Here is a 17377-nt window from a genome sequence, read left to right on the forward strand (position 1 = left end):
ACTATGATCGAGCGTTCTTTTTCTTCTCGACATATTGGGCTGCGTCCTGATGAAACACAAAAAATGCTTGATGTTTTAGAGCTTGATTGTGTTGATACACTCATTTCTCAAGCTGTTCCACACTCTATCCATTTGGGACGTTCATTGAATCTTCCAGAGGCTGCTAGTGAAGGACAAGCCTTGGAAGAACTCTCCAAGATGATGGAGCGTAACCATGTGCACAAAAGTTTTATTGGGCAAGGATATCATGGAACTTATGTGCCTCCGGTTATTTTACGAAATCTGTTTGAAAATCCTGCTTGGTATACTGCTTATACGCCTTATCAAGCAGAAATTAGCCAGGGTCGTTTAGAGCTTTTATTTTATTTTCAGACATTGGTTAGTGAACTAACAGGTTTGCCTGTTTCTGCTGCTTCCCTTCTTGATGAAGCAACTGCTTTAGCTGAAGCCAATGCCCTTGCTTTTCGCTTTTTCCGTGAGAAAAAAACAAAAATTTCTCTTCAGAGTCTTTTACACCCTCAGACTTTGAGTGTTGCGCAAACGCGTGCTGAAACACAAGGGATTCAGATTAGCCAAAATGGCGAAATTGATTCTGATACAGCGGCAATTGTTTTATCTTGGCCAGATACAAAAGGTTCTTTTCATGATTACAGTGAGATCATAAAAGAAGCAAAGGAAAAGGGAGCTTTAGTTATCGTTGTAGCTGATCCTTTAGCGCTTACCCTTCAGGAGCCACCTTCTCAATGGGGGGCAGATATCGTTGTTGGCTCTATGCAGCGTTATGGCGTTCCGATGGGATTTGGTGGTCCACATGCTGGTTACCTTGCCGTGAGTGATGCGTTAACGCGTCTTATTCCAGGGCGTATTGTTGGTCAATCCGTGGATACCAAAGGACGCGTTGGTTTTCGTTTAGCTTTGCAAACACGTGAACAACATATTCGGCGCGATAAAGCGACGTCAAATATTTGTACAGCGCAGGCTTTGTTGGCTAATATGGCAACCGCTTATGCTGTTTGGCATGGGCCAAAAGGCTTACAAGAAATTGCGCAGCGAATTCATCATTTAACATGTCGTTTTGTTGCTGGTTTAGAAGCAGCAGGGGTTCATGTTGAAGGGAAAAGCTTTTTTGATTGTGTGAGTATTTCTGTTAAGGGAAAAGCGCGAGAAATTGCGCATCAAGCCAAAATAGGTGGGCGCCTTATTCGTGTTCTCGATGATGACACTATTGCAATCAATTTTGATGAATTATCGACAGAAGAAGATGCTGGTGCTTTAGCGCAGCTTTTTGGGGCAAAATTAGGCGATCAGGTTTCTCCACGACTCTTTGGAAAAAAACGGGATGCTGCTTTTCTTTCTCAGCCTTTTTTTCATGCGGTTCATTCAGAGACAGATATGATGCGCTTTTTGCGTCGTTTGGCGGATAAGGATTTGGCGCTGGATCGCGCTATGATCCCTCTTGGTTCTTGTACAATGAAGCTTAATGCCGCGGCTGAATTAATGCCTGTAAGTTGGGCTAGCATGGCCAATATACACCCCTTTGTTTCACAAGAGGATGCAGCGGGTTATTTGGAGATGATAAACCAGTTAAATGCGTGGTTGTGCGAAATTACAGGATTTGCGCAAGTTTCTTTTCAGCCAAATTCTGGTGCTCAAGGTGAATATGCTGGGCTTTTGGCTATCCGACGATATTACCAATCACGGAGAGAACATCAACGTACAGTTTGTCTTATTCCTGCATCTGCGCATGGTACCAATCCAGCCTCGGCCCATATGGCAGGGATGGAAGTCGTTGTGGTAAAATGTTTAAGCGATGGTGATGTTGATGTAGACGATCTCAAGATGAAAGCGCAATTGCATAAAGATAAATTGGCCGCTCTCATGATTACTTATCCTTCAACCCATGGTGTTTATGAAGAAAGTATTAAGGAAATTTGTTCTATTATTCATGAAAATGGCGGACAAGTTTATTTTGATGGTGCTAATCTCAATGCCCTTGTTGGTCTTGCTCGTCCTGCGGATATTGGCGCTGATGTTTGTCATATGAATCTTCATAAAACATTTGCTATTCCTCATGGTGGTGGTGGTCCTGGTATGGGACCAATTGGAGTTGCAGCGCATCTCAAACCATTCTTACCAGGTCATGAACAAGATGGGACAACACATGCGGTTTCGGCTGCTCCTTATGGAAGTGCGTCTATTCTTGCGATTACATGGATGTATATTCGAATGATGGGGGCTGATGGCTTAAAATATGCAACACAAATAGCCATTTTAAATGCCAATTATATTGCTGCACGTCTTTCAGCTGCTTATTCCATTCTTTATCGGGGCAAGCATGGACGTGTTGCGCACGAATGTATTGTGGATACACGCGTGTTGAAAGAGCAGTATGGGGTGAGTGTTGATGATATTGCAAAACGTCTCATTGATTATGGATTCCATGCGCCCACGATGTCGTTTCCTGTTCCGGGAACTTTGATGATTGAGCCAACGGAATCGGAACCAAAAGCAGAGATTGATCGTTTTTGTGATGCTTTACTCTCTATTGCTGAAGAAGCTAAGAAAGTTGGTAGCGGGGTTTGGCCAAAAGACAATAATCCATTGGTGAATGCCCCTCATACAGTGGCAGATACTTTAGATGATGCTTGGGCACGACCCTATTCGCGACAAGAAGCTGCTTTTCCCAACAGTTTTCTTGATCCAGCCAATAAATATTGGCCTCCTGTATCGCGTATTGATAATGTTGCGGGAGACAGAATGCTCATTTGTTCGTGCCCGCCATTGGGAAATACCTATTAAATAACAAATATGTATTTAATTTGTTTATTTGCATAAACAAAAAAGCCCACACATTTTGTGTGGGTTTTATGCTTGTTAATCATGTTACTATGGAATTATTTGTCTATTTTCTAGAATTTTGCATTGTTTTTTTATAACATGAGCAAAATCAAAAAAGTCGACAAAAAGCTGTGTTTTGTCGGCAATAGGCATGCTCTCCTTTGCCTTCTACCGTATGGCATGGTTTTAGTGACTAGGCGGCATCGGTCTCGCCAGCTAGTTCACGTAAACGAGAGCGAAACCTACGGGGGATAGGGTCACGTCTGTTGCATGTGTTGTGATATACTCCTTCTCACTAGGGTGACGACGACCGGTTGTAGAAGAATAAAATCAATTTTAGTGTTTTTGATGATAAAGACACGCGAAACTCTGTTGTTGCATCTTTTCGAGTCAAGAATTGTCTAAATATTTCTCTTTAATCTGCTTTTTGTAAATATGACGCAAAAATATGTAAAAACACCTGTTAGAATGAGCAAACGCAAAGCCAAATGTATTATGGGTGTTTTTTACAAGGTGTCTTATAAAAAGCCGGCACATCTTTCCACTTCATTGCAAGTCAGTTTGTAACTTTACAGCGCTGTTTTTCTAAGAGCTCGTGTGCTTTAGCTGTTGCCTGTAAATCAACATCCAAACTTAACGCAGCCACATGTTTTGAGTCAGAGATTGAGAAAAAAAGAGCTTTATGAGTAGTTCCAGCTTTTGTCTGTCAGATGAGGGCGAGGGGATTGCGTATTTCTGTTGACGTAACCTTTGAAACTGGAAGACAATCTCATTTTGGGAAAATGTAAAGCCGTAAAGGTAAAACTCAATCCTCAGTTTGTCATCTCCTTTTAATTCAGCTTTGCGGCTTTCAAAAGCATTTAAAGCAATGTTTTTTTAATAATGGGGATTGCACATTGCTCCACACTTTTATTTATTGTGTTTTTTAATGGGGGCACGACCCTCATGTAAAACAGAACGCTCCAAAAAGAATATACTTGGGTTGTTAATTCACATGTTTGTTTTAAAGAGATATTTCGCTCCTAATCCCATTTCGCGACGGCGCTTGTGAATGGTGTAAGGGTAAATCTATTGATCCCCCAATCTTTACGCTTCATAACGGAGTAAGCCGGCACTATCCATACACTTTGCCAGCGCCTAATGTTATAGCTCTTGGCACTATGGTTCATAAGAGGCATTATTCTTTTCTTAAATCATTTTTATCTACACATAGTCCAGCTTGTGGTATGCAAGCGAATGATTTTAATTGGGAAATTAATTTTAAAAACTTTGTAGTAGATTCTTTTTTGTCAATTTATGGGGAAAGGCTAAGTTTTTGTATTTTAGATGAAAGCTACTTCCATAAAACAGTCCATTAACTTGTCTGTTTTGAGATTTCTGTGAATGTACGGTATCTATGACCATTCTATGTGGTTGATTGTTGTAAAATCTTTTGTAAAAGCCCCTCAATTTTCTAAAATGATGATTTTTATCAATTTATTTCTTTATGGCTAAAGAGTTTTTATGTGTAAATGTATTTATAGCGGGAGCCAAGAGATGTTAGAATTTCATTGGGGAGGGTATCGGCATCTATAGATACTTTTTCAAGTGTTTGATGGCGACCAATGAGCTCTACCCAGTCACCAGTTTGAGGTTTTTGTTCAAGATCGGTCGTATCTACAATAATGGAATCCATAGAAACCCGCCCAACCATGGGAAGTTTGTGCCCGTTGAAATAAACAGTTCCTTTATTCGAAAGAGCACGGAGCCAGCCGTCTGCGTAGCCTATAGAAATGGTTGCAAGAGTGCTTGGTCTGTTGGTTATAAAGCTTTCTGCATAACCAACAGGTGCTCCTATATCAACAACGCGGCTTTGAATGACTTGGGCTTCAAGTTTTAAAACAGGTTTCAGAGGTGATGGGTGTTTTCCCCGCGGATCAACTCCGTAAAGTGCAATGCCTGGACGAACAAGATCAAAATAAAAATCTGATCCTAGAAAGATACCTCCAGAATTGGCAAAGGAAACTTTGCAAGCAGGCAATTGCGCAAGGATAGTTTTGAAAGAAGTCAATTGGGCATAATTTGATGGGTGGGTATCATCTTCTCCGTTAGAAAGATGACTAAGAATATATTTTATTTCTGCTTTTTCGAAAATTGTAGGGTGTTTGATGAGTTTTTGTAACTCTTTTTGATCCAGTCCTAATCGGTTCATATGGGTATCGATTTGAACAATTGCTGGAAATTTTTTATCTTTTTTTTGACAAATTTTTTGCCAATTTTCAATGGCATTCCAAGAGTTTAGAACAGGAACAATACCAGATTGTGCGACAAACTCTTCTGCTAAGTGTGGAAGTCCATTCAGAAGGGCAATCGTGACATTTGATGGTAAAATGCTTTTTAATTGGAGTGCTTCTCTGATTTGTGCGACAAAAAAAGTGCGACAACCAGCTTGATAAAGGGCAGGAGCAATTTTGTGAGCTCCTAATCCATAGGCATTTGCTTTTACAACTGCTGAACATTGTGTTGGAGCTACACGTTTGGCTAAAGTGATATAATTGGCAACAATGGCACTGACATCGATGGTTGCTACAGCTGTATAGAGTGATGTATTTATTTCATCATTAACGGATTTGTTCATTTTAAAAGCTTATCTGTGTTCGTGAAATACGGAGTTTTTTTGGTTGTTTCATTTAGGTTCTTTACGATATAGGGGAAAGACACTATTTGCTATGGTCAAAATCATAAGAAGCCTATGCTGCCATTAAAGTCATTTTTTATGTAAAATGGTACTCTGGATATAAGAGATAGTTTAGTTTTATTTGTGTTGTTATCAACATGGTATCTTCTAATGATTTGTAAAACATAGACTTTTTTACTTATTTGCCCTCGTTTAGGCATATAAAAAAATAAACATAATTTATTGTATTGTATCATTTTGAAGAGTGCAATGTTAGACTATTATTGCTGGTGTGATTGTTTTGATTAAATATTGCATTGGCTTCTTATTTAGAGAAGGTAAAATGATTAAATTAACCACGTTAAATCAATGCATTACAAGTTTTCTACCATGAGAGGGAAGATCACTCATCTGTGCAATTTTGGATGTTGTCTCATGCACTTAAAATTATTTTTATTGAATAGAAAACAGTGTAAACACTTTTTGATACATTAAAACTGTTGATTTAGAAAACTCGTTGATTTGGATATTATTTGTTTTCAAGATGGATTGGGTATCCAGTATTTACTTTCTAGTCTTTGATTGGTTTTAAGTGAAATCAATTTTATCGCTTATAGAGTGCACTAGACTCATTTATTTAATTTTGACATAAAAGTGTTAACCTTGAGGTTTTTGTGTTGAGAAAATTGTTGGCAGATGGTTGTGCAAGTACTATATCACGTCAAAGATTCGAAATTTAACGTTCAATAAAGATATGGGGAAGAGTATGAATACGTCTGCTACCAATGTTCCGTCAAGCATCAGCAGCGTTGCAAATTTTCCGATTCCTGAGAATGTGTTCGCCCTTACTGTCCAAGAGGTTTGTCATTATACAGATCGGTTATTTAAATTCCGTCTGAATCGTCCGGAAAGTTTTCGTTTTCGTTCGGGTGAGTTTGTTATGATCGGTTTGCCAAATGCAGAAAAGCCGATTTATCGCGCTTATTCGATTGCAAGTCCCTTTTGGGATGAACAGCTTGAGTTTTTTTCGATAAAAGTTCCAGGGGGACCTTTAACCGAGCATCTCCAAAAAATTAAAATTGGTGATACAGTTCTCATGCGTAAAAAATCTACAGGAACGCTGGTGCTTGATGCTCTTATTCCTGGAAAACGTCTTTATCTTCTTTCAACTGGGACGGGGATTGCTCCTTTTGCAAGCCTTATTCGTGATCCTGAAGCTTATGAAAAATTTGCAGAAGTTGTCCTTATTCAAACAACGCGCGAAAAAAATGAGTTAATTTATGCAAAAGATCTTGTTTCCTCTTTGCAACAAGATCCACTCATTGGAGAGTATGCACAACAGTTGAGATTTTATCCTATGACTACTCGTGAAGCTTCTGAGCATATGGGCCGTATTACGACTGTTATGGAAAGTGGGGACTTTTTTGAAACAACAGGACTTCCTAAGATTCATCCTGATGAGGATCGGGTGATGATTTGTGGTTCCATGGCTATGTTAAAAGATTGCGCAAGGATGTGTGAAAGCTTTGGTCTTGTTGAAGGGGCCAATAATGCTCCTGCTACTTATGTTGTAGAGCGCGCTTTTGTGGAGTAATGAGTGGGAAAGTTGATGCTTTATCTTCTTTCAAACCGGTACGGGTTTTTTTCTTTTGCAAGCTTTATTCGTGAGCCTGACATTTATGAAAAATTTTCAGAAGTTGTTCTTATTTAAATAACGCGCGAAAAGAATGAGTCAATTTGTGCAAAAGATCTTGTTTCCTTTTTGCAATAAGATCCACTCATTGTGGGGCATATGCACAACAGTTGAAATTTTATCCTATGACCACTCGTGAGCTTTCTGAGCATATGGGGCGTATTACGACTGTTATGGAGAGTGGGTGCTTTTTTGAAACAAGCGGCTTTGAAACAATAGCACTTCCCCAAATTCATCTCGATGAAGATTGGGTGATGATTTGTGTTTCCATGGCAATGTTAAAAGGTTGCGCAAGAATGTGTGAAAGCTTTGGTCTTGTTGAAGGGACTGATATTCTTGCACTTTAACATTATATTGTAGAAAGAGCTTTTTTCGAGGGAGAGGGAAGTTGTGATGCGGTATATGCTAATGCAGTAATCGAATCCCAATCACTTATGGCAATAAGTTTTTGGGGCGCTATCCAAGAACCTCCAACGCAGAAGACATTGGGCAGTTGGAGCCATTGTGGTGCACTTTTTTGTGTAATACCGCCTGTTGGGCAAAACCAGATATCAGAGAAGGGAGATGCTAAAGCTTCGATGAAGGAAATACCTCCAGCAGCTTCAGCAGGGAAAAATTTAAGATATGAATAGCCTTTGTTTAATGCTTGCATGAGTTCACTTGGGGTCATTGCAGCGGGAAGAAGGGGAATTTCACTATTTTTTGCACAATTGATTAGTTCATTGGATAATCCGGGGCTTACAATAAACTTGGCTCCAGCTTGTTCGGCTTTTTCGTAATGTGTTGTGTTGAGAATTGTGCCGGCTCCAACAATTGCTTCAGGGACTTCTTGTGTGATTTTCTGAATTGCTTTGAGGGCATTTGGTGTTCGCAAGGTGATCTCAATTGTTTTTAATCCACCTTTGACAAGAGCGCGTGTTAAGGGTACAGCACTTTGTAGATTGTCAATGAGTAAAATAGGTATGACAGTTTGTCCTTGGAGATATAATAAAAGCTTTTTTCTTTTTTGGCACATGATATTTTTTCTTCTTGGAGATGATATTATTTGTATCGTTTGATTAAGCACAATATGTTAAAGAGTACATGAATAAATCTTGAAATTGAATGAAACGCGCGTTATGGCAAAACACATGGAAAAGAATTTTAAAGTTGCTGCACTTTATTGCTTTGCAGATTTGAAGCATTATCATCAATTACAAAAACCTTTGCAGGATTTATGTCAAGCAAAGGATATCAAAGGCACTCTGCTTTTAGCACAAGAGGGCATTAATGGAACAGTTGCTGGTTCTTGTGATGCGATTGAGGCATTGGTGGATTTTATTACGGCTGAGCCAGCGTTTCAAACGCCGGAGATTAAATATTCATGGGCATCAAAAATGCCTTTTCATCGCATGAAAGTGCGGTTGAAAAAAGAGATTGTGACAATGGGGGTTGAAGGGGTTGATCCGCTAAAAGTTGTTGGTACTTATGTCGATCCTGAAGATTGGAATGCTCTTATTCAAGATGAAGAGACAATTTTAATCGATACACGGAATGACTATGAATATGCGATAGGGAGTTTTCAAGGAGCGATTGATCCGCAGATTAAAACATTTCGCGAATTTCCTGAATGGGTGCGTAAACATGAGGCTGAGTTAAAGAAAAAAAAGAAAATTGCTATGTTTTGTACAGGCGGCATTCGGTGTGAAAAATCAACAGCTTATGTTCGTGATCTTGGTTATGAGCAAGTCTACCATCTAAAAGGAGGTATTCTGAAATATTTAGAAAAAATTCCAAAAGAGAAGAGTTTATGGTGGGGTGAGTGTTTTGTTTTTGATGAGCGTGTTTCTGTTCAACATGGTCTTGAAGAATGTGGACGCGAATTATGTCGTGCGTGTCGTTCTCCTCTTAATGCTGAAAGCAAATTATCGCCTCATTATGAGGAAGGTGTTTCCTGTGATGCTTGTTATAACACGCGTAGTGAAGCCGATAGAGAGCGCTTTCGTGAGCGCCATAGGCAATTTCAATTGTTGAAGTTGCGTGCAATTGATTCTCATCAAGGGACATAAGGATATCGCAGTGTAGAGTTTTAAGTTGTAGCGTTTTTCTCTTAAATTTAAGAGAGAAGAGTTTTTTAATATTGGTAGAAAAATATTTTATAAGACCGGATATTATTCGGTCTTTTTGTTTATGTTAAATTATTTGACTTATAAATAATCATTATAGATTGTTCGCTCTCCTTGACTTTATAGGATTGAGTTTTCAGATACTTTTCATTTTAAAATAGAAAAGCCGTTCACCAACAGCGCAGAGGAGGGAGATTTATAGTTTAAGAGAAAAGCGTATGAATAAGATGTGATTAATAAGAGGAGATGAAAAAGCAGATGCTAGGTGGAAAAAATAAAATGATAATAGGAGTTTATGATTTCAGAATTTAATATAATACATTAATTTATAATGATAATTTATTTTCATTTGAATAAAATAGTTCAATATTGTGAACTTTATTGCTTTCAGATTAGATGAGAACGAATCGCGTAAAATTCATTCACTTGTACGTTGCAAATGGGAGCAACGTGTGGACAAAAATCATTTTAGATAAGGTGTTATGAAACATTTCAATGTAGGAGTTTCTGCAATATTGGGAGTTGGCAGATAGAATGGGAGCGTTTGTTTTTAATTTCATAAGTATAAAGAGGGTGAGATGTAGTTGATCTATATCATACAAGCTATATTATACGGGGAATTCTTCATGATATTTTGCTTAAGCGATGCTGTGAAATGAATGTGGAAGTAGGGATGTTTTTTAGGATGTAAATGAGAAAGATGATGGCGTTTTGTTGGGGGAAGGACACGTTATCTTTAAAGATGATGGCGTTTTGTTGGGGGAAGGACACGTTATCTTTAAAGACGATGGTGCTTCAGTCGTTACTATCCTCAGTCTTCAATGTTGGTCATCTTTGCATTTGAGAGGATATATAAGAGGTACTCCTTTTTTCAATTGTTTTTTATTTGTGATGCGCAAAAGAATGATTTTAATTGATTCATTGTAAGAGGGTTGAAATAAGAGGATTTTATAATGGGATTTTTGTTTAAGGGCACAATAATAAATTGTCATTATAAATTAAGTTTTGAATAATTTATTTTGCGTTATTTTCTGCTGCGGATATTAGGAGATAGAATAGGGTAAAGAAACGAGGGGCTTTAAACACAAGACAGTGATTTATGTTGCACGGATAATGTAAGGGGTGTGATCTCATGAAAGCGGATGGATGGCTTTGTCTGGGGGAGAGTGTTGTTTTTTTGCACCATTTTATCTTTAAGAATTAAAAAATGTTTAAAATTAAAAAAATGATTGAAATGAGAAAGGATTCGTTTTATAGGATGCCTTGCCCAAAGTCGCACGTGCCTGTGGGTGTCCGCTGGTTCTCAAATGGTGAGATTAACCGGTACGGTACCTGGAACTAACCGCTCCAGTCATTCTTACAGCCAATTGCAAGAATGAGGACATCTTGAAGCAACGACGGTGCGGGCCTTTCTGGTGTCTTCCAGCTTTTAAATGCTGGGATAACTATAGAGGCACACCTCATTGCCTTCAGTGCGGAAGTGGTTTTCTCAACTCCAATCAAAAAGGCAGATAAAATAGAATAACGCGGCTTCGCGCTGTTCTTTCGCTGCATGCAATGCTAATTTCTGATTTTTTGTAATCAGAATGGGGATGGTTGTTGTGTGTTTTTTGTCCTTTAGCTTTTGGCAGCTTTGGCTGTCCAAGCATAGAGTGGGGGAGCTTTCCCTCAAGGAGAATTGCAGATGGCAACGCAACGTATTCGCGATTTTCTTGCAACACATCGTTCTGAAGGTCCATGCTTAATTGTTGACCTTGATGTTGTTCGTGACAACTATTTAAATTTTGAAAAAGCTCTGCCGCAGTCTCGTATTTTTTACGCAATAAAGGCAAATCCAGCTCCTGAAATCTTGCGTTTGCTGAGTTCTTTAGGATCTTCTTTTGATGCGGCTTCTGTTGCAGAAATTGAAATGGCTTTAAAAGCAGGAGCAACGTCAGAGCGTATTTCTTTTGGGAATACGATTAAAAAAGAGCGTGATATTGCACGAGCATATGCATTGGGAGTTTCACTTTATGCCGTTGATTGTGTTGAAGAAGTGGAAAAAATTGCGCGTGTTGCTCCAGGAACACGTGTTTTTTGCCGTGTTCTTACCGATGGCAAAGGTGCAGAGTGGCCATTGTCACGCAAATTCGGTTGTGTTCCAGCTATGGCGGTTGATGTTCTAAGACGGGCACACCAATTGGGTTTGCAAGCCTACGGTGTTTCTTTTCATGTTGGATCTCAGCAGGTTGATCTGAGTGCGTGGGATCGTGCTTTATCGGATGCTTCTACAGTTTTTAAGTGCTTGGAACAAGAAGGTATTTCACTAAGGTTGGTGAATATGGGGGGCGGTTTTCCAACGCGTTATTTGAAAGATGTCCCTACAGAACAAGCTTATGGTACAGCAGTTTTTGATTCATTGAAAAAGCATTTTGGTAATCGTATCCCTGAGACGATTATTGAGCCAGGACGTGCGATGGTTGGCAATGCTGGTGTTATTCGTACAGAAGTTGTTCTAATATCTAAAAAAGCTGATAATGATAATGTACGATGGGTTTATCTTGATATTGGAAAATTTAATGGTCTTGCTGAGACTATGGATGAAGCCATTCGTTATCCTATTGAGACACCTCATGATGATAAGGTAATGGAGCCTTGTATTTTGGCTGGACCAACATGCGATTCGGCAGATGTTCTCTATGAAAAAACACCTTATCCGCTTCCTCTATCCCTAACGATAGGAGATGAAATATTGATTCATGGAACGGGTGCTTACACAACAACTTACGCATCGGTTGCTTTTAATGGTTTTGAGCCTTTACGATCATATGTGATCTGAGGTTTCCTTTTAACTATAGTTTTTTTAGACTTTTTGCTATGCTCGTCATGGCGCTATAAGAGGGCGGTCATTGAGATGAACATGATGAACTTTCAAACAAAAGATGGGGCATGTTTTACACTTTTATTGGAGCAAGAAACCGATAAGCCTTATCGAGAAATTTTGCTTGATTCAACGATGGGGTATGGACGTAAACGTAAATCATCAGAGGCTTTACGTCGTGGTCGGTTAGCTGCTCAAGGACTTTCTTTTGTGGTTAAAAATGCGCTTGGAGAGCTTGTGGGAAGTGTCCGTCTTTGGCATGTTTCTTTTTCTAAAAGAAAAAATAAAACACAACATGCTTTACTTTTGGGCCCCTTGGCTGTTGCATCTGAATGTGCTGGTATGGGAATAGGATCAATTTTAGTCCGCCATGCAATTGAAACAGCAAAAAAATTGGGATATGGCGCCATTTTGCTGGTAGGGGATTTTGAATTTTATCAACGTTTTGGCTTTTCAAATAGTTTAACAGAAAATTTGGCAATGCCTGGTCCTTACGAAAAGCATCGCTTTCAAGCGTTGGAACTGATACCACATTATCTTTCTGGGTGTTATGGCACTTTGGTTCCTAGTGGAGAACGAGAAGTTTCAAATCGTTTTCAGCATCATAAAGTGGCTTGAAGATCGTGTTTATTTTGTTTTTCAACAGCTGGCATTGAGGAGAGCATACTGTTTTGGCTAGAGCCAAAGTATTTAGCGGTACAAAGTTTTTGGGGAGTTGTATTGCGATTTTATTATATGGCTAGTTTCTTATTTTTGATAATTTCAGTTAAGTGAGTAGGAATATATTTTAAGCTCATTTTTTGAAATAGCGTCCTATTTTATAATATTAAAGGAACCGGATTTTTGAGTGGTTTTGTATTCTTTAAAAGCCAGTATCATCATACATTTTCCAGTTTTCAATATCGTTGGTAGATCTTGCATCGAAACGGTTGGATATTTTATTTTTTTCTTAAACAGTTTTTGTTTCTTTGCTTTTTATGTGCAAGGGAATGGTTTTGATTGATTCAATAGAGAGATATTTTGAGAAATTTTATACAATTTTAGCGCTTGTTGAAAGAGAAGGGGCTTAAGAAAGAAAAATATGCAGCAGTAGAATCAAAATTATAGGTATCAGCTTTTTTAAAAGAGTGTAAAAAATAAAATTACATGTTCAAAAGCAGCTTTTTTGAAAAAAATATATAATTACTTTTTTACTATAAAGGTAAATCGTTTTGCAATTAGCATGAGAGGATCAAATACAAAATGATTTTTTCATGTAAAATTTTGCATTCAGAATCAAAAAAACGTTGTCCTACACATTATAAGGGAAATAGGTGCGTGAATAAAAATCACAAGAATCATAAATCTTTTATGAATATTCTTGTAAGACTCAAAAGAGTAAAGGGCCAAGAATCTTTTAATCTTTTGTGCCCTATGGTGATAAATCAAAAATCTTATAGAAATAGCTGCTTTATCTTTATAGTGTGGAGCACGTTAGGTAAGATCTTTGTTTACCGATCATCTAAAACAATTTTTGTATGTGAGAAGTTATTTTTAAAGTGCGTAAAGAGCCTGCATTGAAAAGAATTTTTATCAGAAGAATCATTTAGAATCACATATTTATTTATACTGTCTCTTGAGAAAAGGTAAAGTGCATAGGAAGCGAGGAAAGTGATAAGGATAAAAAATATTTCTCAATTTTAATTAAGCTTAGTGATTTGGTGGTGAATCCATGAGAGGTGGTATTTTTTTGAGAAACATGGTCATAAATGTCAAAACACCAAAGATGATGGTTATGATAAAGAAAATATCACTAAAAGCCATAATCATTGCTTGTATGCGTACCATATTAAACAATTGAGAAAGAGCCAGGGTATAGGAATCAAAGGTTTCTGTTTTGAATAATAAAGTAAGCTTTGAAAGCATTTCAGTTGCTTGTCTGTTTGCGTGGTTAAGTGTTTCGGCTATTCGTTCATAATGGAAATCCGTGCGTTTTGTCATGATAGTGCTGATAATGGCAAGCCCTACAGCACCACCTAGATTCCGTGTGAGATTAAAGAGTCCAGAAGCATTTTGCATTCGTTCTGGTGGGAGTGTTCCCAAGGCAATATTATTAATAGGAACCATACATAACATTACAGAAGCACCACGGAAAACTTGCGGCCAAAAAAGCTGCCAAAAATCCCACTTATCTGTGATAGTGCTTGCCATCCAAGTGCCTATTGCAAAACCAAAAAGTCCTATTGCCATCATTAAACGTGCATCCATTCGTGCTGAAAGGAATCCTGCAAGGGGAGCCGTTAATAACATGACGAATCCTGAAAGAAACAATGTTTCTCCAATCATAAGGGCATCATAATGGCGGATTTGGCTCAAATAGACAGGATAAAGGTACGTGAGTCCATAAAGACCTATCCCCAGTGAAAAGGAAAAAATGGATGCAGCTGAAAAATTGAAATTAGAAAAAGTAGAGAGATCTACAATGGGTTCTTTTGCTGTAAAAGCACGCCAGAAAAACAAGGCGGCAGCAAGAATCATGATAATGAATAAATTCCGAACCAGCCTATCATTCAGCCAATCATGACGTGCGCCTTCTTCTAGTACATACTCTAAAGTTCCTAGAAAAACAGCCATAGAAATGAGCCCCAACCAGTCAAATTTAGCCATGAGAGATGGATTTGCTTTATCAAAATCAATCAATTTCCAAGCGAGAATTGAAATAATAATCCCAAAAGGCACATTAATGAGAAAAAGCCAGTGCCATGATAAGATATGACAAAGATAACCTCCGACCGTTGGACCAATAGTGGGGGCTAATGTTGCGACTAGTCCAACAATAGGGGTAACAATTGGGCGTTTGGAAGGAGGGAAAAGAACATAAGAGGCGACAAAAACGCTTGGGATAATTCCTCCACCAATAAAACCTTGCAATGCACGGTAGATAATCATCTCTCCAATAGATGTTGCTGTTGCACAAAGAACAGAAGTAATCGTAAACCCGATCGCTGATATGGTGAAGAAAATACGTGTTGAAAGCAATCTTCCTAAGAATCCAGAAAGGGGCAACATGATGACTTCAGCGATGAGATAGGAGGTTTGAACCCATGAAATTTCTTCAGAGCTTGCAGAAAGACCAGCTTGAACTTCGGCTAAAGAGGAGGCAACGATTTGTATATCCAAAATCGCCATGAACATGCCAAAGGCCATAACTATGAAAATCACAATGTTACGGATTTCTATGCGCTCTTGAGACTGTATGGGCTTTGGTATTGAAGATGTCATAATAATGAGGTCATTTGCTTGTTATTATAAGAGACTTTTATCTTGTGGTTTTGTACGTGTATCAACTTCTACTGAAACACTCATTCCTGCTCGGATATGTCCGGTCTTTAAGACTTCTTCTGGAATAGAAATACGTACGGGAATGCGTTGGACAATCTTTGTAAAGTTACCGGTAGCGTTTTGTGGAGGAAGAAGAGAAAAAACAGCACCTGTTGCAGGTGAAATAGAAAGCACTGTTCCTGTAAAGACCTGCTTTTTGAAGGCATCAACAGAAATATAAGCCTTTTGTCCTGCATGAATATTTTGCAACTGTGTTTCTTTATAGTTTGCTTCAATATAAAGTGCATGGATGGGGACTAACGCTGCAAGACGTTGGCCATTTACAACAAAATCTCCCGTTTTTGCTGTTAAATTTCCTATGATTCCATCAAATGGCGCGCGTATAATGGTTGAATCAAGATCACGTTGTGCTTTTTCACGCGAAAGTTCTAAACTCTTTGTTTGGCTTTCTGTTTCACTTCGTTGTGCTTCTAGTACTCGGATATTTGCACGTGCTGCAGCGATTTGTGCATCTGCTCTGTTAATATTTGCAATGGCTTGTTCATAAGCTGATTTGGCATCATCGACATCAGATTGAGGAGCATAACGATTGGCTTTCAGTTCTGTTACACGTTTTAAGGTGAGTTGTGCATTGGTTGCTATGGCTGAAGCGGCTGCTTTTTGCGCTTTTGCATCATCTAAAGCACTATGAGCGGCTGTGATTTGTGCATCAATGCGTAGAAGTGTTTTTTTCTGTGTGTCAAGATGCGCTTTTGTTTGATCCAAGGCTATTTGATAATCACCATTGTCTAAGTAAAATAAAACATCGTCCTTTTTTACAACTTGGTTGGCTTTAATGGCAATTTTTGCAATATATCCATTTAATTTAGTCGCAATAGCGGCTATATCTCCTTGTACATAGGCATCTTCAGTGGATAGCATATAACGCCATTGCGTTATCCATTTGTAGCTAAACCAAAGCACAAAGAGTGCAAAGACAATAAGAAGAGCCTTGATTACTTTCTTTTTTTGCGTTTTATTGAAATTTTTGGTTGAAAAAATTGTCTCAGCTACGGACATGATTTTATACTTTCAATATTTATGTTCCAATGAGTATAATAAACCCATCACTAAGATCGGGTGATATACATGCACGGACGATAAGAGCTTTTCAAACAATAAGGCGATCCCTGGTACATAATGCTAAATATATAAACTTGCAAGTTAGAGATCTTGTTTTCAAGTTAGCGGTCTTATTTTATTGCGCATTTTTTACAAAGACCTCGTACTTCTAAGGTGCTTTTATGTGCTTGGAAGTCAACAGCTTGAACCATCTGTTTTAAACTCGATACAATCGTTTGATTTTGTATTTCGTTGACTGTGCCACAGTTTTCGCAAATTATAAACGTTGTAAGTTCATGTTGACAGTTTTCAGGGTGTAAACAGACCATAAAGGCATTTACACTTTCAAGACGATGAATACACTTTAATTGTACGAGTTTTTCTAACGCACGATAAACTTGGAGAGGTGCACGAAAACCTTCTTCGCGTAAGTGATTGAGAATCGCATAAGCACTTAAAGGCCCTTTTGCATTTTTTAAAGTGTTTAAAACCAATGTTTGGTTACGCGTCAGTTTAGATGACATTGACATCTTCCTTTTGCTCTCGTGGAAAAGCATAAAGTGTGTAAGATATTTATGCAATGGTGATTATAGAATATGTACTCTATCTTTAGCCTTTTACATGACATCCTTGCGATATGTAAGAAAAGTTGCAATCGTTGTGAGGGGAGGGGTATTATAATCTGAAAGCCGCTGCTATCGGGCATGAAACTTTTATACGCTTCTTATTTTTCCTATAATTGCTTGTTGCCAATAATGTCTTGAAATAGGATTTTTTGTTCAATATTTTATTGGTATTGTTTT

Annotated in this window: 10 protein-coding genes and 1 pseudogene; 6 read left to right on the forward strand and 5 right to left on the reverse strand. The window is 38.3% G+C overall.

Annotated features, from left to right (window positions below):
* The first annotated feature begins 3 nt into the window (after positions 1 to 3).
* A complete protein-coding gene (gcvP, locus tag ACFINZ_RS06295; protein WP_375634792.1) occupies positions 4 to 2799 on the forward strand; it encodes an aminomethyl-transferring glycine dehydrogenase in 2796 nt (931 codons plus the stop codon).
* Between the two features lie 1540 nt (positions 2800 to 4339).
* Here gcvP and alr read toward each other — a convergent pair.
* Entirely contained in the window at positions 4340 to 5455 is a 1116-nt protein-coding gene (gene alr, locus ACFINZ_RS06300) for an alanine racemase (RefSeq protein WP_375633817.1), read from the reverse strand.
* An 805-nt stretch (positions 5456 to 6260) separates the two neighbouring features.
* Here alr and ACFINZ_RS06305 point away from each other — a divergent pair.
* Positions 6261 to 7088: a ferredoxin--NADP reductase gene (locus ACFINZ_RS06305; protein WP_375633816.1), complete on the forward strand. Its 828-nt coding sequence runs from the start codon at positions 6261 to 6263 to the stop codon at positions 7086 to 7088.
* An 18-nt stretch (positions 7089 to 7106) separates the two neighbouring features.
* Positions 7107 to 7534 (forward strand): annotated as a pseudogene (locus ACFINZ_RS06310) (ferredoxin--NADP reductase); the annotation flags it as partial.
* A 2-nt stretch (positions 7535 to 7536) separates the two neighbouring features.
* Here the strand turns inward: ACFINZ_RS06310 and eda are convergent.
* A complete protein-coding gene (gene eda / locus ACFINZ_RS06315) occupies positions 7537 to 8202 on the reverse strand; it encodes a bifunctional 4-hydroxy-2-oxoglutarate aldolase/2-dehydro-3-deoxy-phosphogluconate aldolase (RefSeq protein ID WP_375633815.1) in 666 nt (221 codons plus the stop codon).
* A gap of 115 nt (positions 8203 to 8317) precedes the next feature.
* On the opposite strand from eda, the gene ACFINZ_RS06320 reads away from it, so the two are divergent.
* The 3 genes from ACFINZ_RS06320 (at position 8318) to ACFINZ_RS06330 (ending at position 12770) form a co-directional block, all read left to right on the forward strand.
* Entirely contained in the window at positions 8318 to 9235 is a 918-nt protein-coding gene (locus tag ACFINZ_RS06320) for a rhodanese-related sulfurtransferase (RefSeq protein WP_375613636.1), read from the forward strand.
* Positions 9236 to 10976: 1741 nt separating this feature from the next.
* The gene (locus ACFINZ_RS06325) at positions 10977 to 12110 is read left to right on the forward strand and encodes a type III PLP-dependent enzyme (protein ID WP_375701241.1); all 1134 of its coding nucleotides are present in this window, start codon (positions 10977 to 10979) and stop codon (positions 12108 to 12110) included.
* 75 nt (positions 12111 to 12185) lie between these two features.
* Entirely contained in the window at positions 12186 to 12770 is a 585-nt protein-coding gene (locus ACFINZ_RS06330; RefSeq protein ID WP_375612299.1) for a GNAT family N-acetyltransferase, read from the forward strand.
* A gap of 1071 nt (positions 12771 to 13841) precedes the next feature.
* Here ACFINZ_RS06330 and ACFINZ_RS06335 read toward each other — a convergent pair.
* The 3 genes from ACFINZ_RS06335 to ACFINZ_RS06345 all read right to left on the reverse strand — a co-directional run bounded on the left by ACFINZ_RS06335 (position 13842) and on the right by ACFINZ_RS06345 (position 17098).
* Entirely contained in the window at positions 13842 to 15413 is a 1572-nt protein-coding gene (locus tag ACFINZ_RS06335) for a DHA2 family efflux MFS transporter permease subunit (RefSeq protein WP_375634787.1), read from the reverse strand.
* A gap of 24 nt (positions 15414 to 15437) precedes the next feature.
* Entirely contained in the window at positions 15438 to 16532 is a 1095-nt protein-coding gene (locus tag ACFINZ_RS06340) for an HlyD family secretion protein (protein WP_375633811.1), read from the reverse strand.
* A 173-nt stretch (positions 16533 to 16705) separates the two neighbouring features.
* Positions 16706 to 17098 carry a Fur family transcriptional regulator gene (locus ACFINZ_RS06345; RefSeq protein WP_375612302.1) on the reverse strand — a complete coding sequence of 131 codons (393 nt, stop codon included), beginning with the start codon at positions 17096 to 17098 and terminating at the stop codon, positions 16706 to 16708.
* Between the last annotated feature and the right edge of the window lie 279 nt (positions 17099 to 17377).

It is taken from the genome of Bartonella sp. AA81SXKL (assembly GCF_042196945.1).
GTDB lineage: Bacteria > Pseudomonadota > Alphaproteobacteria > Rhizobiales > Rhizobiaceae > Bartonella.

What these genes read in the sequence shown, in the direction of transcription:
- ACFINZ_RS06325 (WP_375701241.1), top strand. Translation starts at nt 10,977, where the DNA reads ATGGCAACGCAACGTATTCGCGATTTTCTTGCAACACATCGTTCTGAA.
- gcvP (WP_375634792.1), top strand. Translation starts at nt 4, where the DNA reads ATGATCGAGCGTTCTTTTTCTTCTCGACATATTGGGCTGCGTCCTGAT.
- ACFINZ_RS06320 (WP_375613636.1), top strand. Translation starts at nt 8,318, where the DNA reads ATGGAAAAGAATTTTAAAGTTGCTGCACTTTATTGCTTTGCAGATTTG.
- ACFINZ_RS06340 (WP_375633811.1), bottom strand. Translation starts at nt 16,532, where the DNA reads ATGTCCGTAGCTGAGACAATTTTTTCAACCAAAAATTTCAATAAAACG.
- alr (WP_375633817.1), bottom strand. Translation starts at nt 5,455, where the DNA reads ATGAACAAATCCGTTAATGATGAAATAAATACATCACTCTATACAGCT.
- ACFINZ_RS06345 (WP_375612302.1), bottom strand. Translation starts at nt 17,098, where the DNA reads ATGTCATCTAAACTGACGCGTAACCAAACATTGGTTTTAAACACTTTA.
- eda (WP_375633815.1), bottom strand. Translation starts at nt 8,202, where the DNA reads ATGTGCCAAAAAAGAAAAAAGCTTTTATTATATCTCCAAGGACAAACT.
- ACFINZ_RS06330 (WP_375612299.1), top strand. Translation starts at nt 12,186, where the DNA reads ATGAACATGATGAACTTTCAAACAAAAGATGGGGCATGTTTTACACTT.
- ACFINZ_RS06335 (WP_375634787.1), bottom strand. Translation starts at nt 15,413, where the DNA reads ATGACATCTTCAATACCAAAGCCCATACAGTCTCAAGAGCGCATAGAA.
- ACFINZ_RS06305 (WP_375633816.1), top strand. Translation starts at nt 6,261, where the DNA reads ATGAATACGTCTGCTACCAATGTTCCGTCAAGCATCAGCAGCGTTGCA.